We start from the raw sequence: 3,192 nt of genomic DNA, 5'->3' as shown, positions 1-3,192 counted from the left end.
GTTTTGGGCGGTGAACGGGCGGGAGGGTGAGGCGTGCCCGGTCGGCCCGTACATGCTCGTCAGGACCGGAGGCAAACCCGCCCACCTACACTACGTCGCCTGGGAACGATACCAGTCCCGAGCCTACGAGGTCTCGGTGCTGCTTCTGGCGCTCAGCGTCGTCGGCGTCACGTGCTCCGAGCTCGTCCGGGGTAGGCCGGCTAAAGGGAGTAGGGCCACCTCGGGTACCTCCACACCAGGTCCTGAAAGGTGAAATTAGGCAGGACGATCGGTGACCAGCGGATCACCATCCCGCCGCGTGATCGGATGACCCCGCGGACCCCATCCACGTCGAGCCGCCCGTGCCGGGCCTCCACGGCTGTGATTTCCATCGGGGTTGGAAGGCCGAGAATCAGGAAGGCCCGGGACAGGAGTGGGGTCCTTGCCATTGAGATGATGGCCAGGTGGTGAACCTTCCCTTCGTACCCGCGGACCATCTTACCGTGGACTATCAAGGAAGGAGGGACGTACGTTGCTGAGCCGCTCCAGATGACACTTTTAAGTAGTACCAGTGAGCACGGGCCGCTGACTTCTACCCCGGAGTAGTTCACCCTAACCTTGGGCCTCCCGGAGCAGACGATCGTGAATGGTGCCGGCATCGGGCCCATGTACACGTTGACGCGATTCCCGCTGACGACCACCCAGTATCGGCCGGCGAGGTGCGGGATGGGGACGATCTCATATCCTCCCATGGAGGGGAGGTTGAACTTCTCATAGGCGGTGGGGTCGCGGTACCAGGCGTAAACGGGGACGGGGCCGGGCTGAAGGTCCCTACCGCTCACCGCCGGCAGCCTTTTAACGCTCATTATCTTCACCGAGGGGGGAGTGGGGTTCGTCGTCGCCGCCGTCCACGTGTGGAAGTATCCCTTCGAGACGGCTAGGACGGCCACCAGGACGGCCACAAGTTGTGTGAAAAGGACGGGCCGGACGTAACCGGGCATGCACCGCCCCCGGGCGCGGTCCCTCCGCGCCCATTATTGGGTCATTCGGGGAGGGAACATGAGGGGCCTGAGGCTCGTTGCGGCGGCCCTGATTGGCTGGCTGTGGTGCGCCGTGGCATGGTCGGCGGTGAATCCCAGGTACGTCATTCACGACGGAAAGGTGACGTACCCGTGGCTTCGGGACGGCTTCCGGACGCTGGAGATGCCCGTGGTCATGGGACCGGTGACGGACACCTGGGTCCCCTGGAGGGTCGTACAGGCGTCGGAGTGGCTGATCTGGGGGTGGTTGGAGGCGGGACCCGATCGTCTCGCGTTGGGGCCCCTGACGTACCGGTCGAGCGGGAGCTGGGCCAAGCTGATGAGGGCGTCGGAGGGTACCAGAGTGTCGGGGTACGGGCTGAAGTCCGGGGATTCCGACCTGATTTTTCGGGGCTTCCTAGTGGACAGGGGAGGTAGGTGGCTCGTCCTGTTGTGCCCGGGCGGTCCGGTCCTGGTGCTCGGTGGGAAGATCAGGGAGTGGCGGGTGTTCGGGGAGGTTTACGTGTCGCTCCGGAGGGGGATGGTGATCGCCGTCCTGCCAGAGCGCGTGTTCTGGGGAGTGCATGTTTGGAAACCGAGCTTGCGATTGTCCTCATTGGGTTTACCGCCCTGATGCTGGGCCCGATGATCTGGGACTGCTGCGTTAACGCCGGCGCTTCCCCGGCGGACATGGACCTGGCCGTTCAGGCTGTGAAAACGTACCTGATCAGCCGTCACGGACTCGCCGGCGGCGACTGGGATCCTCACTCGTACCTGGGCCGGCCGCCGCTGGTCAACTACCCTGTGGTCCCGTTCTTACTCCCCGCGCTGCTCTCTAGGTGCGTCGACCCGGCCCTCGCGTGCTCGATCTCCGAGTACGTGTACAGGATGCTGCCCGTGTTGGTCTGGGCCGCGCTCAGGCTGGCCGGAGCGGACTCCCGCGGGTCTCTAGGGGCGCTGATCGTCTATTTGGTTCTGTATCCGATCTACCTGCTGCACAATGCCACTTACGTGCGGGTGGCCACGACGCTGGCGTACTGCGCGTTCACGACCGCTGTGATCGTATGGTACTCAAACCTTGGACGCAGACTTCGGACCGCAACCTCCGCCGCGCTGCTCTACGTCGCGCTCCTGTCAAATTTCATCTATATCCTACTCCCGGCGGCGGCGTTCGCGCTCCTGGAGTCCCGCACGCTCTTCCCACCGATCCTGTCCGCGACCCCGGTCCTGTATCTGGCGTACGAGTTCGGCAAACTGAGCTTCAGCAACGTGCCCGCCTCGTGCCACTTCACCTACACGATCCTGGACAAAGGGACGACGATGATCCTCGGGCTCCTGTCCGGCCTTGCCGTCCTGACGCTGCTCATCAGCCTATTGGACTCACGCTCGGCGGTGCTGTCGCTGGGGACGGGAGCCTGCCTGGCGACGCTCGCCGGATGGTGCATGGTATCCCCCGGGCTGGAGAAGCTCATGATCGGGTCGGCGAAGGTGCTCACGCAGCTCGACCTGCAACGGCTCCCAATCATCCCCTCGTTGACGCTCACGATCGGGGTGGCAAGGGTGAGCCGCAAACGGTCGCTTCCTCCGACGTGGGCGCTGATCGGCCTCCCGCCGGTCTGCCTCACGGCCATTGGATCGGCGGCGCTTCCATGGTTGAGCCTGCCCAGCCTGATCGCAGGGGTCTATGACGGGCACGAGCAGCGGGTCTTCGTGGCCGGCACGGCCGACGCCTTGTTCCCGTGGAAGGACGGGAGGCTGGGCATGTCACTGATGGGAGCCTTCCATCAGGGGCTTCCGGAACCGGCGTTGAGGGTGCTCACGGCCACGTACTTCCCGCTGGGCACGATGGCGGGTGGGTTCAGCGACTACTCTCATCGACCGGGTTACAACCAGCCCTTCAGCCTAGAGTTAACCCGGAAGCTCCTCGACATACTCCCCACCGGCCGCGTGGAGGTGATGGTGGAGCCTGCGGCCTTGCACGGGCCATGCGACGTGAAGGGAGTGCCAGAGGTCCGGTCACGGGTGAGCCTAAGGGACGCCCTGCCCGTCGATCGCGTTCGGGTCCTTTACGTGGGCTCGTTCACGGACTACAGTTACCTGTGGTTGAATGTGGTGCGGTGCGCGCCCGCGGGCTACTTCCCCGTAATCCCCTGCCTCCGCCCCTACGATCTCAAGCACCACCAGCAGCTCGACG

4 protein-coding genes are annotated in these 3,192 nt (G+C 64.6%); 3 read left to right on the top strand and 1 reads right to left on the bottom strand.

Annotation, left to right across the window (positions count from 1 at the left end):
- A partial coding sequence (locus tag ACXJJV_RS06810) for a hypothetical protein (RefSeq protein ID WP_456467434.1) occupies positions 1 to 253 on the top strand: 253 nt, incomplete at its 5' end.
- Here ACXJJV_RS06810 and ACXJJV_RS06805 read toward each other — a convergent pair.
- The gene (locus tag ACXJJV_RS06805; RefSeq protein ID WP_456467433.1) at positions 201 to 980 is read right to left on the bottom strand and encodes a hypothetical protein; all 780 of its coding nucleotides are present in this window, start codon (positions 978 to 980) and stop codon (positions 201 to 203) included. The genes ACXJJV_RS06810 and ACXJJV_RS06805 overlap by 53 nt on opposite strands.
- 58 nt (positions 981 to 1,038) lie before the next feature.
- Between ACXJJV_RS06805 and ACXJJV_RS06800 the strand changes: the two genes are divergently transcribed.
- Together ACXJJV_RS06800 and ACXJJV_RS06795 are read left to right on the top strand one after the other, a co-directional pair.
- On the top strand, positions 1,039 to 1,632 hold the full coding sequence (locus ACXJJV_RS06800; protein ID WP_456467432.1) for a hypothetical protein: 594 nt from the start codon (positions 1,039 to 1,041) through the stop codon (positions 1,630 to 1,632).
- On the top strand, positions 1,587 to 3,192 hold a 1,606-nt coding region (locus tag ACXJJV_RS06795), incomplete at its 3' end, for a hypothetical protein (RefSeq protein ID WP_456467431.1). The genes ACXJJV_RS06800 and ACXJJV_RS06795, both read left to right, overlap by 46 nt.

Source organism: Methanopyrus sp. (assembly GCF_053997775.1).
Note: the sequence above shows the minus strand (reverse complement) of the source record. Positions and strands in the feature narration are given on the sequence as shown.

Excerpts from the sequence above, each read along its gene's own strand:
- ACXJJV_RS06800 (WP_456467432.1), top strand. The coding sequence starts at position 1,039 with ATGAGGGGCCTGAGGCTCGTTGCGGCGGCCCTGATTGGCTGGCTGTGG.
- ACXJJV_RS06805 (WP_456467433.1), bottom strand. The coding sequence starts at position 980 with ATGCCCGGTTACGTCCGGCCCGTCCTTTTCACACAACTTGTGGCCGTC.